The organism is Microcoleus sp. B4-D4 (assembly GCF_036705185.1).
In the GTDB taxonomy this organism is placed as follows: domain Bacteria; phylum Cyanobacteriota; class Cyanobacteriia; order Cyanobacteriales; family Microcoleaceae; genus Microcoleus.
Genome location: NZ_JAUBTX010000041.1, coordinates 1 through 16,722, shown reverse-complemented (window position 1 = coordinate 16,722; position 16,722 = coordinate 1). Strand labels below are relative to the sequence as shown.

Sequence of the window (16,722 nt, the reverse complement as noted above, 5' to 3'; positions counted from 1 at the left end):
CTGCGCTTAGTGTTGACTTTGTGGGCCAGTGGAAATCGCCTGTCGATCGGCGTTTGGGCGTTTTGATTGTAAAACCAAGATCCCCCAAGCAATTTTTTGGGCTTTAACTAATGAAAAAATCGGAACGCGAATTAATTAAGCCCTAGATTGGTGCGGAATGCACAGGCCACGGGATTGGTGCGAATCAGCAAAGGCCCGTAGCTGAAGGCCCGGAACCTCTGTAGGAGTCGCCGAATAAAGTGACGTACTGACACCAATGCTCGCGCAGTAGGGTGTAAGCTCAGAATCGGAAATATATCCACAACTTCCGAACATCGGTTCGATAATCTAAAATCTAAAATCTAAAATCTAAAATCCTCATGTTGCAGAGAATACAAAGCAGAAACCGCTGGAAATCCATCTTCAAACCCTGGGAAGAATCAGATCCTTGGCTGTTTATCGCCTGCATAGGCCTCACCATCTTGGGCGGAATCATGATCCGCAGCGTCGAAATGAACCAGGCATCGATCGACTGGTGGCGCCACTGGGTAACTGGCGCAGTCGGTTTGTCCATAGCTATAGTCATTTCCCGCTGCCGCTACGAGATACTTATTCAGTGGAAATGGCCGATTTACATAGCCATTAATTTGTCACTAATCGCAGTTAGATTTATCGGTACTACAGGGCTCGGTGCCCAGCGGTGGATCAATATCGGCGGCTTTTACCTGCAACCGTCAGAATTTGCCAAAGTAGGGATGATTATCACTTTAGCAGCTCTCCTGCACGACAAAACTGTCCCCACAGTCAGGGATATGTTGAAGATGCTGGCGATTATGGCCCTACCCTGGGGATTGATCTTTGCTGAACCAAATTTAGGTACTTCTCTGGTGTTTGGCGCGATCACAATGGGGATGTTTTACTGGGGTAATGTCAATCCCGGCTGGCTAATATTGCTGTTTTCTCCTCTAATCTCGGTTCTCCTAAACAACTTGTCTACACCGATTTGGGTTGCTTGGGTAGTCGTTGCGGGGATTATCGCTTGGCGAAGCCTACCTTGGCCTTGGTTGGGGACTTTTGCTGCTGTGGTGGTGAACGTGGTTTCGGGACACGTCGGACATATTTTTTGGGGTGTGCTTCAGGATTATCAAAAAATGCGCCTGACAGGCTTTTTAAATCCCGAGAAAGACCCTTTAGGCAGCGGATATCACTTGATTCAATCTCGGATTGCGATCGGGGCTGGGGAGCTCAAAGGCAGGGGTTTGTTTCACGGAACCCAAACTCAGCTTAACTTTATTCCCGAACAGCATACGGACTTTATCTTTTCAGCGATCGGCGAAGAATTGGGCTTTATTGGCTGTATTTGCGTTCTGGTGACGTTCTGGATAATTTGTTTCCGGTTGGTGATTATTGCTCAGACTGCTAACGACAATTTTGGTTCATTGCTGGCGATCGGCGTACTGTCAATGTTAATTTTTCAAGTATTCGTAAATATTGGGATGAACATCGGCTTAGCCCCAGTAACAGGAATTCCGCTACCTTTCCTAAGTTATGGGAATGCGTCGCTGCTGAGTAACTTTCTCGCACTGGGACTGGTGGAGTCAGTAGCCAACCGGCGACAGCGCAAGAAGCGTTGGAATTAGGTAATTGGTAATGGGTAATGGGTAATTGGTAATTGGTAATTCACGACTTACGCATAACCTTTATATGTAGGGTGCGCAATGCGCACCTTACCCTATAAGTAGCGTGTAAAATCACTTTTGCGTCCAGCACTTTAATGGGAAATTCGAGCCATCTTATGTCCTGTAAAATAACCCTAATATGTCTGTAGTGAGGATTGAACTCCTCAAAATTTTATCAAGATTCAAGCCATCTCATGTCCTGTAAAATAACCCTAGTAGGGTTATTTTGCAGGAATAGATATGAGCCGATTACTCGTTCATATTCTTGTAAGTTGCAACTGCAGAAGGCGAACTCCGGTTTAAATAGCGGAAGATCCAATACTTAAATACTGTATCTAATATAACTGGAAACGTCGCGATAAACAAAAATATAAACTGCCTATTTTCTGGTAGTCCAAAATGCCTCGATAAACCTTCGAGAATTATTTCCCAACCGTGCGGTGAGTGGAATCCGACAAACACATCCGTAAACAAAATAATTATGAAAGCCTTAGCACTGTCGCTAAGTCCGTAAATCACATCGTCCATGAAAGATTTTAAAATCTCAATCTCTCTCTTGTTAACAAGGAGAATCCAGACAAAAACAAAGCAAGAAATTAAATCGGCAAAAATATTTTTAATGGCTCCACCGCTTTCACCGCGGTATTCCTCCGCTATCTCAACTGCTTTTTCGGTAATCTTCTTTTCCGTTTCCTCTTCTGAAAGCGAGGGAGCAATGCCAATTAACTTTTCAAATTTTAGCTGCCGCTCAAATTGCTCTAGTTTTTCAAAGGCTTCTTCTTCCAACTCATAATTTATGAAAATCCGAGATTCTTCCGGAGGTCTAAACTGGTCAACTATCGGCCCTACAATAAAGTTTTTGGAAATTTGATTCGCCAACAGCGGAACTAAAATCAGCAGCAAAATAAATCTCAGAGAAATGACTGTTTTTACTTGGGAATTGCGAAAATTCTTAACTACGTCTTTTTCTGCTTCTGGGTTAAGTTCTTTAGTGATTCGATTCAAGGTTCCCAAAAGCGATCGGGGCAATAAATTCACCTCTTCAGAGTTAGTGTCTACTTCGCCCGCCTGAGTTTGAAGTGAATTAGCTGAACCTGGGCTTCCGTTAGGTTGAGAGGTGTTATTTGTAGATTTAAATAAAAGGTTTTCTGAGCTTAAAACCGGAACGATCGCAGTTGATTTACCCTGATGAATATATTTATCAATGACCCCATCAATAAATGCGAGCTTCTCAAAGACAAGGGATGCTCCATCTCTATCGTCGAAACCTAATCCGTGCTGGCGGCGCTCTGTGCTATCTGTCGCCTGCGGTTTTGCTCCTACCCGATCGGGCAATTCCAAAAAATAACGGCTAGCATTAAACTCAACCATCCTAGTGTGGATCACCTTGAGGTATTTTTGCAGTTCGGATTTAAAGTAAGACAGGGTGCTTTGTCCGTAATCGCCCGCTCGCTCCGAAATCCGTTGGCCCCCAAAATGCTCATCTTCGATCGCCTTAATTGCTAAAGCAGCATCATAAGCTTGTTCTAGAGCTCTTTCAGGTGTATCTCTATACCACTGGTTAGCGCTGTAGAGATATTTGACAAACCTATTCCACGCAGAAGTATTCATAACTAAAAGCTGGTTCGTTGGCAGCAGGCATTAGTGACTAAATTATTCATGGTATGGTAACAGATTTACAAAAATTGGGAACGTCGGCAGAAAATTCAATTTGGATTGTCGGAGCCGCCAAAACGGGCAAAACCGCTCGTTTAGTCGAGCAGTTCTGTATTTGGAGCGAAACCGTTAAGTCCTTGCCCGCAACAGTTTCAAGCCGGGGGCATTCCGGGCGGTGGCGGGCGGGACAAACAGCCCCAGCAATTTTAGTATTAGCAGCTAACGGCGACAATCGGCTGGAACTAGCCGATCGCATCGCCGTAGCCACCCAAGGAAAATATGCCTTTCACTCCACAACACCCTTCGGTTTTTTTGAGCAAGAAGTATTGCTATTTTGGCCGCTGCTAGTTGAGTCACTGCAGTTGAAGGCTCAATTTCCGCTGAGGCTGCAACCTGAAACAGAATTGGAACTTGCCGCCCGACTCTGGCGTCGCGAATTAGACGAAGGCATTTTGCAACAAACAGGAGTCAGTCCAAACCGAATGGTGCGTCGAACTCTAGACTTATTACAACTTGCTGCTGTCAGCGGTACCCCGAGAGAAGAAATTAAGAGCATTTTGGAACAGGGATTTGTCGGCTTTGGCGACTCGCACAGCCTGTGGGCTAGCATGGGAGAATTGCTCGAAAGGTGGTGGGAATGGTGCTTGACGCGGGGGCTGCTGACTTACGGGATTGTTTGCGAACTCTACTGGCGTTACTTGTTGCCAAATGTTACTTACCAGCAGCAGTTGACCTCTAGATACCAAGCTACGATCGCAGATGATGTTGACGATTATCCAGCCATCAGCCGCCATTTGTTCGATCGAATGCTCGATCGAGGCGTGGCGGGAGCCTTCTCCTACAATCAAGATGGAGGAGTGCGTTTGGGTTTGGGGGCGGACACCGAAGACCTCGCCCAACTCGAAAGCAGGTGTCGCATCGTCGAAAAATTGGACGCAAAAGCGGGTTTATCCCCAGAAATTGGCGAATTGGCGGTAAGTTTAGCAGTAAATTCTGAGGGTTTTTATCCTTTAGGCTTGAGTTTGCCCGGATCAGTTCGATCGCTCGAAACAATTTCCCGGGCCCAACTGCTGCGAGAAACCGCCGAAATCATCGTGGATGCAGTGAAATCAGCAGCCGTAGAGCCGCAGGAAATCGCCGTAATTGCTCCGGGGATGGATGCGATCGCCCGTTACAGTTTAACCGAAATTCTAGCCAGACACGGCATCGCCGCCGAATCTCTCAACGATCAGCGTCCCCTCTCGACTACCCCAGAAATTCGAGCTTTGCTGACTTTGTTAGCCTTAGTTTATCCGGGACTGGGCCGTTTAGTCGATCGAGACGCAGTAGCCGAAATGCTGGTAATTTTAGGCAGCCAGAAACATCGGGAAGTAGTGGAAACAGAAGATTCCCAGCCCAACTTCCATCTAAAATCTCAAATTCCGAATCAAAAATCGATCGACCAAGTGAGAGCCGGTTTAATCGCCGATAGCTGTTTTTGTCCCGATGTCGATCGACCTCAATTGCTACCAATTACAGCCTTTCCCCGGTGGGACAGAGTGGGACACCGAGCCTGTGCCGCCTACGAGCAAATTGTCGAGTGGATCGAACAACAGCGATCGCAACAACAAGAGCGGCTGTTGCCTAGTCCCATAGCCCTGCTCGATCGAGCCATCCAGAAATTTCTGATCAACGACAGATACCTAGCCTACGATCGGCTATCAGCCCTGCGAGAGTTAATGGAAACCGCCGCCCACTACTGGGAAATACACGGACGAATGCAGCGCCAAGAACCAACAAACAGTAGCGAATCAGAAACCATCGCCCGGTTCATCCAGTTATTGCGCCAAGGAACCGTCACCGCCAACCCCTATCCCGTCCGCGCCCAAGGAACCCAAACCCAAGCCGTCACCCTGGCCAACATCTTCCAGTACCGCAGCAGCCGCCGCGCCCACAAATGGCACTTTTGGCTGGATGCCGGCTCGTCCCTGTGGCTGAGTGGCGGTGCGGCGACATTGTTTGGTGCACCCTTATTTGTGCGATCGCAACTGGGGCGTCCCTGGGAAACCGAAGACGAAACCACCGCCGACCAACAGCGGCTGCGACGAATTCTGCTAGATTTGTTAAGTCGCTGTTCTGTACTTTACCTTTGTCACAGCGAACTAGCCGTCAACGGACAAGAGCAAACTGGGCCACTTCTGCCCCTCATTCAGAGTTCTGTTTCTTATCAGCAGTCCGGCTAAAACTAAGAGATTCGACAGGCATCAAGAAAATTCTGAATGCAAAGATTTTCATTTTTTCCACCCTTGGATAGCTCATCGAGGCTGACTTGAATTCAGACTTTTAGGTTCGATCAAAATCCGGCGATATTAGAGTGTACCCAAAACCCACATCAAAACTTGCAAACATTACTATTTCTAGCGCAAAAAATACCAGAGTTCAAAAAAATCTATAGCCCTGGCAATTTTGATTTATTATGCTAGAAATGAGCGAGATTATTAATCAATAATAAGCCAGATTTGAGGCAACAAACTGAGATTGATCAGTTCTTAAAGTTAATCGGAACCGTCGTTTAAAGGAGCCAAAATAATGCCCAGTGCAGTACCGCGTATCATAATTGAGCCAACTCCAACTCCAGATCCAGCACCAACGCCAACTCCAGAGCCAACTCCGACACCCGCACCGACACCGACACCCGCACCGACACCGACACCCGCACCGACACCGACACCCTCCGGCGACGACACATTTGGTGGCATAGACGACACCTTGGGCGGAGGCGGTACCGCACCCTCAACGATCGGAGGCGTGATCCGGGGCACAGAAGCCAACGACTCCCTAGGAGGCAGTCCCGGCCCAGACGTGATTTCCGGGCTGCAAGGCAACGATACCGTCCTAGGCTTGGACGGCGACGATTTAGTATTTGGCAACGAGGATGACGACGTGCTGTTCGGCGGGCCCGGCAACGACGTACTCGACGGCGGTTCAGGACTCGATACCATCTACGGAGGTAAAGGCAACGACTCCCTTGATGGGGGAAATAACCCCGACCTGCTGTACGGCAATGACGGCAACGACACAGTAATCGGAGGCGAAGGCAAAGACACCGCTTACGGCGGCAAAGGCGGCGACAGCTTGCGCGGGGGCTCTGGCGACGATAGCTTTTTGGGCGACAAAGGCGACGACATCGTGTGGGGCGACCAAGGTAACGACTCGCTCTTCGGTGGCGACGGCGAAGACTTGCTATTTGGCAACGAAGGAGGCGACTGGCTCTACGGAGATGCCGGCGCGGACACAATTTTTGCTGGCGACGGTGACGACATCGTGTTTGGAGGTGCTGGAGACGACATCATCGACGGTGGCGCTGGCAACGACGTGCTGTGGGGCGACGAAGGCAAAGACATCGTGGCCGGAGGCGAAGGCAGAGATGTCTTTGTCATTGGTGGCTTCAGTTCCCCCAGCGGCAGCAGCAACGGCACTAACCCGGCATTTGTGACCACAGGCGGCCCGGATATCGCCGATGCGGACATTTTCACAGACTTTCGCCAAGGCGAAGATTCGATCGGACTCAGCGGCGACCTCAAGTTTGAAGATTTGGTAATCTTCCAAAGCACCGACAGCAAAGCCGGCAGCACAATTATTCGCAACGGAGTCAGCGGCGACTTTTTAGCAGTATTGCCCGGAGTTGACAGCAGAACCCTAGGACGCAACTCCTTTGTAATTGCCCCCACAGTTCCCGGTAGCGCCACCCCCCTCCCCCTACCCACACCGAGTCCTTCTCCGACACCGACTCCGACGGCAAGTCCGACACCGACTCCGACAGACAGTCCGACACCAACACCGACATCAAGTCCGACACCGACACCGAGTCCGACACCGATGTTCCCGACGCCGACAGCAAGTCCGACGCCGATGTTTCCGACGCCGACAGCAAGTCCGACACCGACGCCGACAGCAAGTCCGACACCGACGCCGACACCAAATCCTACTCCCTTCCCGAATCAGGCTCCCAGAGCAGTTAACGACAACTTCACCACGGTTTCGGGTCAAGAACTCAGTCTTAACGTTCTATTCAACGACACCGATCCTGACAAGAACCCCCTGAGTGTCAGCACTTTTACTCCAACAGCCAAAGGAACCCTGACTCCCTCTGGTGGGGGCGTATTCAAATACACGCCGAATCCAGGCTTTTCGGGTAGTGACAGCTTCAGTTACTCGATCTCAGATGGCAGGGGCGGCACCAGTCAGGCGGTAGTAACCATCAACGTCAGCAACCCGCCGCAGCTAGTAGTTAACGGCGGTGTGGTGGTTGCCAAAGCTGCTCCTACCCAGACAATCACCGCTGCGGATTTGTTGGTAACAGATCCCGACAACCCGCCGTCGGAAATCGTTTACACGATTACCAAAGCCCCGGATGCTACTAGAGGTTTTGTCCAAAGGGGCACCACGTTTCTCAACGTCGGTGGCAAATTCAGCCAAGACGATATCAACAACAACATTGTCAAATACAACTTGCTGGCGGCTGGCAGTAGCGACAGTTTCACGTTTACAGCCTCCGACGGGTCTGCAACGATCGGGCCTGCATCCTTCAGCATTACGGTGGTAGATAATATTGTCGATCGCACCGCACTCCCAGCAAGTACCTTTACAGGCAGCAACCTCAGCGACTACATCATCGGCGGTGCCGGCAACGATACCCTCTCTGGGGGCGACGGCAACGACATCATCGAGGGCATGGGCGGCGACGACCTCCAATTCGGTGAGGGAGGTAACGACTCAGTGCTAGGTTCGATCGGCAACGACACCCTCGACGGCGGACTCGGCAACGACACCATCGACGGCGAAGACGGCATAGACTCCCTCATTGGCGGACAGGGCAACGACCTGATGTTCGGCGGCAATGACAACGACATCATCTTGGGCGGCGACAACGGCGACACCATTGATGGCGGAACAGGGAATGACTCAATATTGGGAGAAGCCGGCGAGGACTCGATACTTGGAGGCACCGGCACCGACACCTTATTGGGCGGTCTAGGTGACGACACCATCGACGGCGGTGCAGGCGACGACATCCTCGACGGCAGCCTCGGCAGAGACTTGCTCGACGGCGGTATCAATAACGATTTCATCTCCGGCGGCGACAGCGAAGACACGATTTTGGGCGGAGAAGGCAGCGACACGGCACTCGGAGGTACCGGCAACGACTACATTTTGGGAGAGGGCGGCAGCGACTCCCTGTTCGGCGAAGCGGGCGACGACACTGTAGACGGCGGTGCCGGCAGCGACTGTCTCAGCGGCTCATTCGGCAACGATTTGGTGTTGGGCGGCGATGACAACGACACCCTAGAAGGCGGTGCCGGCAATGACATTTTGGGCGGCGGGAACGGTTCTGACTTGCTCACAGGCGGCGCTGGCGATGATTTCTTCTACTACGAAGTTCCGAGTGAAGGTGTGGATATTATTGCTGACTTCAATGTCGGCGGCACAGGCACCGACAGATTCTTGTTCAGGTCGTCAAATTTTGCCGGTCTAATCAACTCTGGAACTACTAACGATTTCACCAGTTTTATCGTCAGGAATATCGGCAGTGGCGGCGACAACATCAGCAATCAAGAAGTCATTTTGTTTGAATCTAAATTTGACAACGCTCAAGCTGTCAACGCAGTGTTGAAAAATCAAAACGGTTCGAGCCAAACAGGAGCTTTCTTCGTGTACCTGAACAATACTTTTAACAAGTACGTTCTAGGGTTTGACCCAAATGTGGCAGATGACAGTCTCCCAGCTTTCGATTTGGCAGTGTTGAATACTATTCCTACAGTGCCGGGAGCTCTGAGCACAGTTATTACTGCCTCTGACTTTAAGTTTATTTAGGATCGAAAACTTAATAACTTAAGCACCTCCTACAGTCCTCTATCCTGTAAGTAGAGCCGACTGATCTGCATTAACGAGAAATCGCTTAAGTTATTAAATTTTCATTCCTTAGTAGTTAGTTTTTGATTGAGTAGCGTCGCAAGGAGTCGAAACAATGCCGAGTGCAGTACCAGCAATTATTGTCGAAACGATGACGGAGCCCACGCCATCGCCGTCGCCGTCACCGGGGACTTCTCCAACGATGACGGGGACTTCTCCAACAATGACGGGGACTTCTCCAACAATGACGGGGACTTCTCCAACAATGACGGGGACTTCTCCAACAATGATGGGGACTTCTCCAACAATGACGGGGACTTCTCCAACAATGACGGGGACTTCTCCAACAATGACGGGGACTTCTCCGATGATGAACGGGACGGGCCCGGGGATTTCGGTCACGCCGGTGCCGCGGCCAGTTCCGACTGCACCCACGCCTCCCCCAGAACCAGTTTTTGTCGATGGCTTAGTTGTCGGAAATGAGGGGAATAACTATTTAGTCGGCAGCTTGTTCAATGACACGATTTCCGGGGGTATCGGTGACGACACGATTCTGAGTCGGGACGGGGCTGATATCGTCAGGGGCGATGATGGTGACGATTCTCTCAACGGTGGTGCCGGTCAAGATATTGTTGAAGGCGGCAGCGGCAATGACACGGCGCGGGGCGGCAAAGACGATGACTTGGTTTCTGGCGACGTTGGTAATGATGTAGCTTTTGGCGACCAGGGCAATGATATTGTTTTGGGTGCTGAAGGTAACGACACGCTGTACGGCGGTAAAGGCAATGATTGTCTGCGCGGCGGTGCCGAGGATGACCTGATTTTTGGCGACAAGGGCAGTGACACTATTTTTGGCGACACTGGTAATGACTGCCTGATCGGCGCTAGGGGTAATGATATTTTGTTGGGCGGCGATGGGGGCGATGTCATCAGCGGTGGTGTGGGTAATGATACTGCTGATGGCGGTGAGGGTGATGACCTGATCTTCGGGGGGGATGACAATGATTCTCTGTCTGGAGGTGGTGGGGATGATATTCTTTCTGGCGATCGCGGGTCTGATACTCTGACTGGAGGCGATGGATCGGATATTTTTGTTCTCGCTAGGGTGGGCACTTCGCCTAGTGGCAACGGGTTTCTCACGACAGGCGGCCGCGACATCGGGGATGCTGATTTAATTAGAGATTTTAAGCCGGAAGATTCGATCGGTCTGGCTGGAGGTCTCAACTTTACACAGTTAGAAATCTTTCAGGGTCAAGGCTCGAATTCTAGCAACACGATTATTCGGGACAGGCAAACTGGGGAATTTTTGGCGGTGTTGGTGGATGTGCGATCGAACTCGCTAGATGAATCTCGGTTCACTACGGCTCAAATACCCCGCGTAGAGGACAATCCCTTCACAATTGTGGGGACAAGTCCTTCTCCAACTCCGGGAACGGGGACAAGTCCTTCTCCAACTCCGACGGGGACAAGTCCTTCTCCAACTCCTTCGGGGACAACGCCTTCTCCAACTCCTTCGGGGACAACTCCTTCTCCAACTCCTTCGGGGACAACGCCTTCTCCAACGCCTTCTCCAACTCCGACGGGGACAACGCCTTCTCCAACTCCAGCGACGACTCCGACTCCGGCAACGACTCCGACTCCGGCAACGACTCCAACTCCGGCGACGACTCCGACTCCAGCGACGACTCCGACTCCAGCAACGACTCCAACTCCCGAACCGACTCCCACTCCGACACCAGGGACAAGTCCGAGTCCGACTCCATCACCATCACCGGGGACAACTCCAAATCCAACTCCGTCACCGGGGACATTGCCGACACAGGTTCCGAGTCCGACTCCGACTCCGACTGCGGGCGGGACAATTCCGAGTCCGAGTCCTTCCATCGTCCCGACTCCGACTGCTGCTACTCCAACTCCTCCACCTTTCGGCGGGGGGCCGGTGCCGCCTAGTTTCACATCTCCGACTCCTAATGAGCCGCCGATCGTGGAAACTGGTAAGACGCTGACTGGTTTGCAAAATTTGCCTTTGTCTCTGAGCATTTCTGCGCCCAGTGACCCGGAGGGCCAAGCGCTGGCGGTCAACGTAGCTGGACTTCCCAATCCGACTTTCGGTCAAGTAGTTATCGGTACGAGTCCGCTGGCTATCAACCAAAAATTGACGGTTCAGGAATTGCTGGGCTTGCAGTTCCAACCTAAAGCTGATGCGATCGGGCAAGCGGGCTCTTTCAGCTACAGCGTGGCTGACGACCAAGGCGGCACGGCTGCAGCCTCTGTCGCAATTAATATCAATTCTTTCGATACCTCGGTAACTGTTCCAACTACTCTGTCGCCGATTGTTGGCGATGACGGCATCGTATTTACGAGTACGAATAATTTGCTGCCCACTTTCATCGATGTGCTCGCCAACGATTCGAGCCCGCAAAAAGGGCCGCTGAGCATTATCAATGTCGGTACGCCAACACAGGGCATAGCTGTCAATCTGGGCGATCGGGTGCAGTTCATCCCCGGTAACGTAGCGGGTACCACTACTTTCACCTACAGCGTCAGCGACGGCTTCGGGACACTTCCGGGCGTAGGTACTGTCACCGTTGGCATCTTGCCGGCCGATACGGGCCCCAACAAATTGATTGGAGGCTCATTGCCGGACAATTTGAACGGTTTGCTTGGCAGCGATACTGTTGACGGCCAAGGCGGCAACGATACGATTAATGGCGGTTTGGATAATGACGTGTTGATCGGAGGCCAGGGGGCAGATACCATGAGCGGAGGTGGCGGCAGCAATCAATTCCGGTATACTAGCCCTGCTGAGGGTGGGCCGGTGTTTGATGCGGCTTCTTCGGCGGCGATCGATGCTGCGATCGCCACGGGCGGATACGATGTGATTACCGATTTTAGCGGTCTCGGCGTGCCGATCGAGGATCAGTTTAATTTTGCCCCCGGATTCCCGAATCTGAGCAATGGCAGTCAAGTTCTCCTGAACGTGCAGACAACTGTTTCTGCAAATATTTTGGGAGGAACCGCTTTCTTGTTTGCCTACGATTCCGGCGGCAATACTTACATCATTTATGACGGCAATGGTAATAACGTCACCGGCAACGATTCTCAGATTTTGGCGAAGTTAAATGGTGTAACTGGAGTTGCTTCTCTTTCGGGATTTGACTTCACTTTTATCTAGAAAGTCATTGGTCATTGGTCATTAGTCATTGGTCATTGGTCATTGGTTATTGGTTGTTGGTTGTTGGTTATTGGTTATTGGTTATTGGTTGTTGGTTAGTGGTTATTGGTTATTGGTCACTAACAACTAATGACTAATGACTAAAAACTAATGACTAACAACTGAGGGCGGGCACGCACCATCCACCGCCCCTACCAACTAACAACTGAGGGCGGGCACGCACCATCCACCGCCCCTACCCACTAACAACCATTACTCACAAGTTAAGCTAAAAACACTATTGTCAATGAGTAATTTTACTCATTTTTTACCTGTTGACCCACTTAAAATATGACTCCATTTGTTCCTTTATTATTGAAAAAACACTGTTCGGGACTTCTTTGAGTTCCAGGGAAAGGAGAAATAATTAGCCTGACATGAGGTTTTCATGCCTAGCTTAACAATCCCTAAATCTTGATTCTTCTCGGCGGCAAAATACTTAACTAGGTCAGAAGCTATTCCTTTTTGATAGGCCACCGAAAAATGATACATCCCCCGATAAATCATTTCTAAAGAAATACGTTCAATTGGTACTCCTAATTCATGTGCAATAGCATCTCCTAAGTCTACTATAATCGCATAAAATACCCAATTTCCCCAGATTTGTAGCTTGATTCCATTTAACGAGCCTGTCCATAAATAGCTTAAATTTAGTAATCTTTTTACCGTACAAAATGCCTGTTCAATTCGCCAGTGTCTTTGATATAAATCTGCTACTACATAGGGGGGTAATATTTCGGGTTCTCGGACACTTGTCAGATAAGAACGCCAGGAATTTTTGGAGCGAATCTATACTAATCTTATAGTCAAAGCTGGTGTTTTTTTTGTGCCTGCACCTATCTGAATTATCTGGTCTTTAACATCATAGGTATTTGTTAATATCCGTTTTACTTGATAAGATGCACCTTTCTTTATTCGAGTAATAAATCCAATTTCGTGGTCTATTAGTTTTGACCAAAAAGCGAAGTGATAGAACCCTCTATCCAATAACAGCAAGGTTTTTGGCTTGACTATCTTCAGTAAATCTTCTTCCCAATGAGTGTCTGCTTGTTTAGGATTTGTCCAAAACCAAATTTATAAAGGAAGATGAGTTACTAGGTCTATAATTACTCCCATTTTTCCGGCTAATTGACCAATTGGCACATCTGATAAACTTTGTAACTTCTTAAATAATGCTTCTAATGTTGACCCGTCAGCTATCCAGATATTTTCAAAGTTTTTTAAGGCAAATTGTGCGCTATCCGGTAGTGGTCTTGATTTTCTTGTTAACCATTTTTGGCGAAAATGAGGCAGTAATTCTTTAAAGACTTTTTCAAATAAAATTGCTGGAAAAGTTAAAAATCTTTGCGATAATGCTTGTTGACTAATCTCTTGTGCCTCACACCATAAAAATCCTTCTCTATTTAATAATCTAGTTAATTCTGTTACTCCTGCTACATTTCGCCATAAAAGACTTAATATTGCTGCCATCATTAATGGTAGTGTCAGAATCCTATCTCTTAAATTTAGTTGGCGATAAAAAGTTTTTTGGGCAGCCATTGCCGGAATTAATAAATCTTCCAGGTGATTCGCGATCGCTTCATTTTCTATTTGGGGACTATTTTTTTTCTTTGCATGATCTCGGTTGATTCGTTTTTTGCTACTCATAGCTGGTTCAACTATGGCTAAACTGATTGCCAGATAGATGTTTCAGCCTATTTTACCTTTTTTGGTTTACCCCCTTGACAATTTGCACTTTTTCTTAACTTGTCACAAATGATTTGCCATAGGCTGTCATACTGCCACTGACATCTGCCAGGATAATAACGGGCATCATTCTGGCAGTGGCAATGGAAAAATCTTTGAGCTTGCTCATAATCAATATGGATTCTGATAATTTATTTTAATGTGCTGCATGACACCTGTCAATAAACCTCAAAAATATAGGGTTCTATAATTTTTTATTCCCTTAACTCAAGCTCCTCGCAGGATTTCTTCCGCCTGTATAGCGGGTATTTGAGCATTTTTGACTGGCGATCGCCAAAATGATTTTCTTGTACGTTGTATAAAACGTAACTGGGTTGGTTATAAAAATTCCGAAAAAAACGATTGTGACAGTAGAGGGTGCGGAATGTGAGATGTAAGAGTTGGCACTTGATCTGCGTTAATTTGTGTTTATCTGCGGTGAAAATGTAAATCTCATCATCTTTCTTCTGGAAAAATCCTTAGCGGGTGACAAGGCACTTCTAGTCTAAACAGGACAAAGCTTTGAGAGAATGGTAAGGTAAAAAAATAAGGAGCCACACGGGATCCCCAAAAAACAAAATGTTGCCACCATTATCGCTCTTTCATCACTTTAGCCATAGTATAATATTCCTAAAGTCCTCAAATAGTTAAAATGTATGGTAGTACGCCGCTCACCAGTTCCTACAGTGAGTTTTGTAGACGAACACTGTCTTGCCTATCAACATCTATTTCTCTCTTGTAAGAAGTTTTGAAAACTTCAAGTATCTAATTATAGGGATGATTTCCGAAATCAAGCGAAAATTGCTAACAGGAATAGCGAAAGTGGTCGAATTGAAAAATGAACAATTCTACGTCATTTTTTAACAGTTTCCCCTGGATATTAAGGGTTTTGAATAATTAAGATTGTCGTTAATACTAGAGAAAGTCACTGGCAAAAAAGTCATATTAATAATAGATGAAACCGGAGACAAAAAAAGGGAGATACTACAGATTATGTGGCGAGACAATATATTGGGAATCTCGGTAAGGCAGAGAATAGAATAGTATTTGTTAATGCCTATGGTGTAGTCGGAAACACGCTATTTCCATTAATTTTTAAAATTTTTAAACCACAAGCAACTCTCCTACCAGAAGACACATATAAGACTAAACCTCAACTTGCCCTAGAAATTATATCGTAACTAGAGGGGATGGGATTTAAAATCGATCAGGTATTAGCTGATAGTCTATAGGGGGAAAGCTCTACATTTATACAAGGGCTAAATAAATGGCACCTCAAATATGTAGTAGCAATTCGCTCCAATCACAAAGCTTGGTTGAATAAAGAAGAAGTTACTTACAGTGACTGGCAAACATTTGACCGGGTATTTTCTAATGGCAATGAACACACAATATATATTCAAGAAATCATTGGTCCTGGCTCCTTAGATGTGAGATACTGGAAGATAACCAGTGATTTTTTCCGGGAGCTAAAAACTAATACTTGGTATTTAATGACTAATTTTTCAGGAGATTTATATTCGAGTATTGGGAATCACTATGGTTTTTGGAATTGGATTGAGTACGGATTCAAGCAAGCCAAAAACGAACTAGGCTGGGCAAATTTTCGGGTAACAAGTTATCAGCAAATATCCAAGTGGTGGGAAATAGTGAGTTGTGCATTTTTGTTAATTAGCTTACAAACAAACCAGAGAAATAATCCAGTGACACGCGAGAGTGTAAAAGAGGAATGCCAGAGCTTAAATTGCGTTGGGCTACAGGGTATATAGCAATCCTAAATCATTATCTACACTTATTATGATATAATTATATGCAATCATTGATTGTGACAATAAAAAGATGAATAACTTACAACTACCACAGAAAGATATGGAAAAAGAAAGAGCGGCGTTAGAATCTTTCATTAAAAGTGATCGAACTGTAAGAGAACTCAAGCGAGCAGTAGCCGTAAGGATGGCTATAGAAGGTAAACTTTACCATGAAATTAGCAAAATTTTAGGTGTAAGTAAATTTTTTATTGGTTATTGGAAAAAACAATTTAAAACCAAAGGCATCGCAGGAATCAAACTAGGGCATAAAGGGTCAAGAGGATATTTAACATCTCTACACAAAACTGAAGTAATGGAATGGCTAAAGAATAAAGAATATTGGGATTTCGATGAGCTAGTTACTTATTTAGAGCGAGAATTTGGTGTCAGCTATAAGTCAAAACAGAGCTATTATGCACTTTTATCTCTGGCAAAGATTACCTGGAAAAAAACTCAGAAAATTAATCCCAAATCCGATCCAGAACTGGTAAAAAAAAAGAGGAAAGAAATTAACAAGATTTTAGCCAAAAACAAGGGTGGCATAGAATCTGGAGAAATAATAGTATTTTTTTTAGATGAATGTCATCTACTTCATGGCGATATCAACGGCTAAGCTTGGGGTCGCTCTGACCTAAGAATTGAAGTCCCAATTACCAATCAAAAAAATAGACAAACTTATTTTGGTGCACTAAATTATCAAACCAAACAATTCCATGTTCAAGGTTATGAATCTGGCGATGGAAAATCAACAGTTAAATTCATAAAATAT

At 47.3% G+C, this 16,722-nt stretch carries 7 protein-coding genes and 1 pseudogene; 6 read left to right on the top strand and 2 right to left on the bottom strand.

Translation table 11 applies throughout. The annotated features are described in order from the left end of the window. Positions 1 to 359 precede the first annotated feature (359 nt). A complete protein-coding gene (rodA, locus tag QUB13_RS23575) occupies positions 360 to 1,619 on the top strand; it encodes a rod shape-determining protein RodA (protein ID WP_333385539.1) in 1,260 nt (419 codons plus the stop codon). A 288-nt stretch (positions 1,620 to 1,907) separates the two neighbouring features. Here rodA and QUB13_RS23570 read toward each other — a convergent pair whose 3' ends face one another. Then, on the bottom strand, positions 1,908 to 3,269 hold the full coding sequence (locus QUB13_RS23570; RefSeq protein ID WP_333385536.1) for a proton extrusion protein PcxA: 1,362 nt from the start codon (positions 3,267 to 3,269) through the stop codon (positions 1,908 to 1,910). 53 nt (positions 3,270 to 3,322) lie between these two features. Here QUB13_RS23570 and QUB13_RS23565 point away from each other — a divergent pair, with 53 nt between their 5' ends. The 3 genes from QUB13_RS23565 (at position 3,323) to QUB13_RS23555 (ending at position 12,381) form a co-directional block, all read left to right on the top strand. Then, the gene (locus tag QUB13_RS23565) at positions 3,323 to 5,536 is read left to right on the top strand and encodes a recombinase family protein (RefSeq protein ID WP_333385533.1); all 2,214 of its coding nucleotides are present in this window, start codon (positions 3,323 to 3,325) and stop codon (positions 5,534 to 5,536) included. Positions 5,537 to 5,882: 346 nt separating this feature from the next. Further along, entirely contained in the window at positions 5,883 to 9,167 is a 3,285-nt protein-coding gene (locus tag QUB13_RS23560; protein ID WP_333385530.1) for an Ig-like domain-containing protein, read from the top strand. Between the two features lie 154 nt (positions 9,168 to 9,321). Then, complete coding sequence (locus QUB13_RS23555; RefSeq protein ID WP_333385527.1) at positions 9,322 to 12,381, top strand: Ig-like domain-containing protein; 3,060 nt, start codon at positions 9,322 to 9,324, stop codon at positions 12,379 to 12,381. Positions 12,382 to 12,704: 323 nt separating this feature from the next. Here the strand turns inward: QUB13_RS23555 and QUB13_RS23550 are convergent. Continuing rightward, positions 12,705 to 14,067, bottom strand: a pseudogene (locus QUB13_RS23550) (IS4 family transposase). Positions 14,068 to 15,461: 1,394 nt separating this feature from the next. On the opposite strand from QUB13_RS23550, the gene QUB13_RS23545 reads away from it, so the two are divergent. Then, positions 15,462 to 15,914: a hypothetical protein gene (locus QUB13_RS23545; RefSeq protein WP_333385524.1), complete on the top strand. Its 453-nt coding sequence runs from the start codon at positions 15,462 to 15,464 to the stop codon at positions 15,912 to 15,914. A gap of 70 nt (positions 15,915 to 15,984) precedes the next feature. Next, positions 15,985 to 16,566: a helix-turn-helix domain-containing protein gene (locus tag QUB13_RS23540; protein WP_333385521.1), complete on the top strand. Its 582-nt coding sequence runs from the start codon at positions 15,985 to 15,987 to the stop codon at positions 16,564 to 16,566. The last annotated feature ends 156 nt before the right edge of the window (positions 16,567 to 16,722 follow it).

Excerpts from the sequence above, each read along its gene's own strand:
- QUB13_RS23555 (WP_333385527.1), top strand. The coding sequence starts at position 9,322 with ATGCCGAGTGCAGTACCAGCAATTATTGTCGAAACGATGACGGAGCCC.
- rodA (WP_333385539.1), top strand. The coding sequence starts at position 360 with ATGTTGCAGAGAATACAAAGCAGAAACCGCTGGAAATCCATCTTCAAA.
- QUB13_RS23540 (WP_333385521.1), top strand. The coding sequence starts at position 15,985 with ATGAATAACTTACAACTACCACAGAAAGATATGGAAAAAGAAAGAGCG.
- QUB13_RS23570 (WP_333385536.1), bottom strand. The coding sequence starts at position 3,269 with ATGAATACTTCTGCGTGGAATAGGTTTGTCAAATATCTCTACAGCGCT.
- QUB13_RS23565 (WP_333385533.1), top strand. The coding sequence starts at position 3,323 with ATGGTAACAGATTTACAAAAATTGGGAACGTCGGCAGAAAATTCAATT.
- QUB13_RS23560 (WP_333385530.1), top strand. The coding sequence starts at position 5,883 with ATGCCCAGTGCAGTACCGCGTATCATAATTGAGCCAACTCCAACTCCA.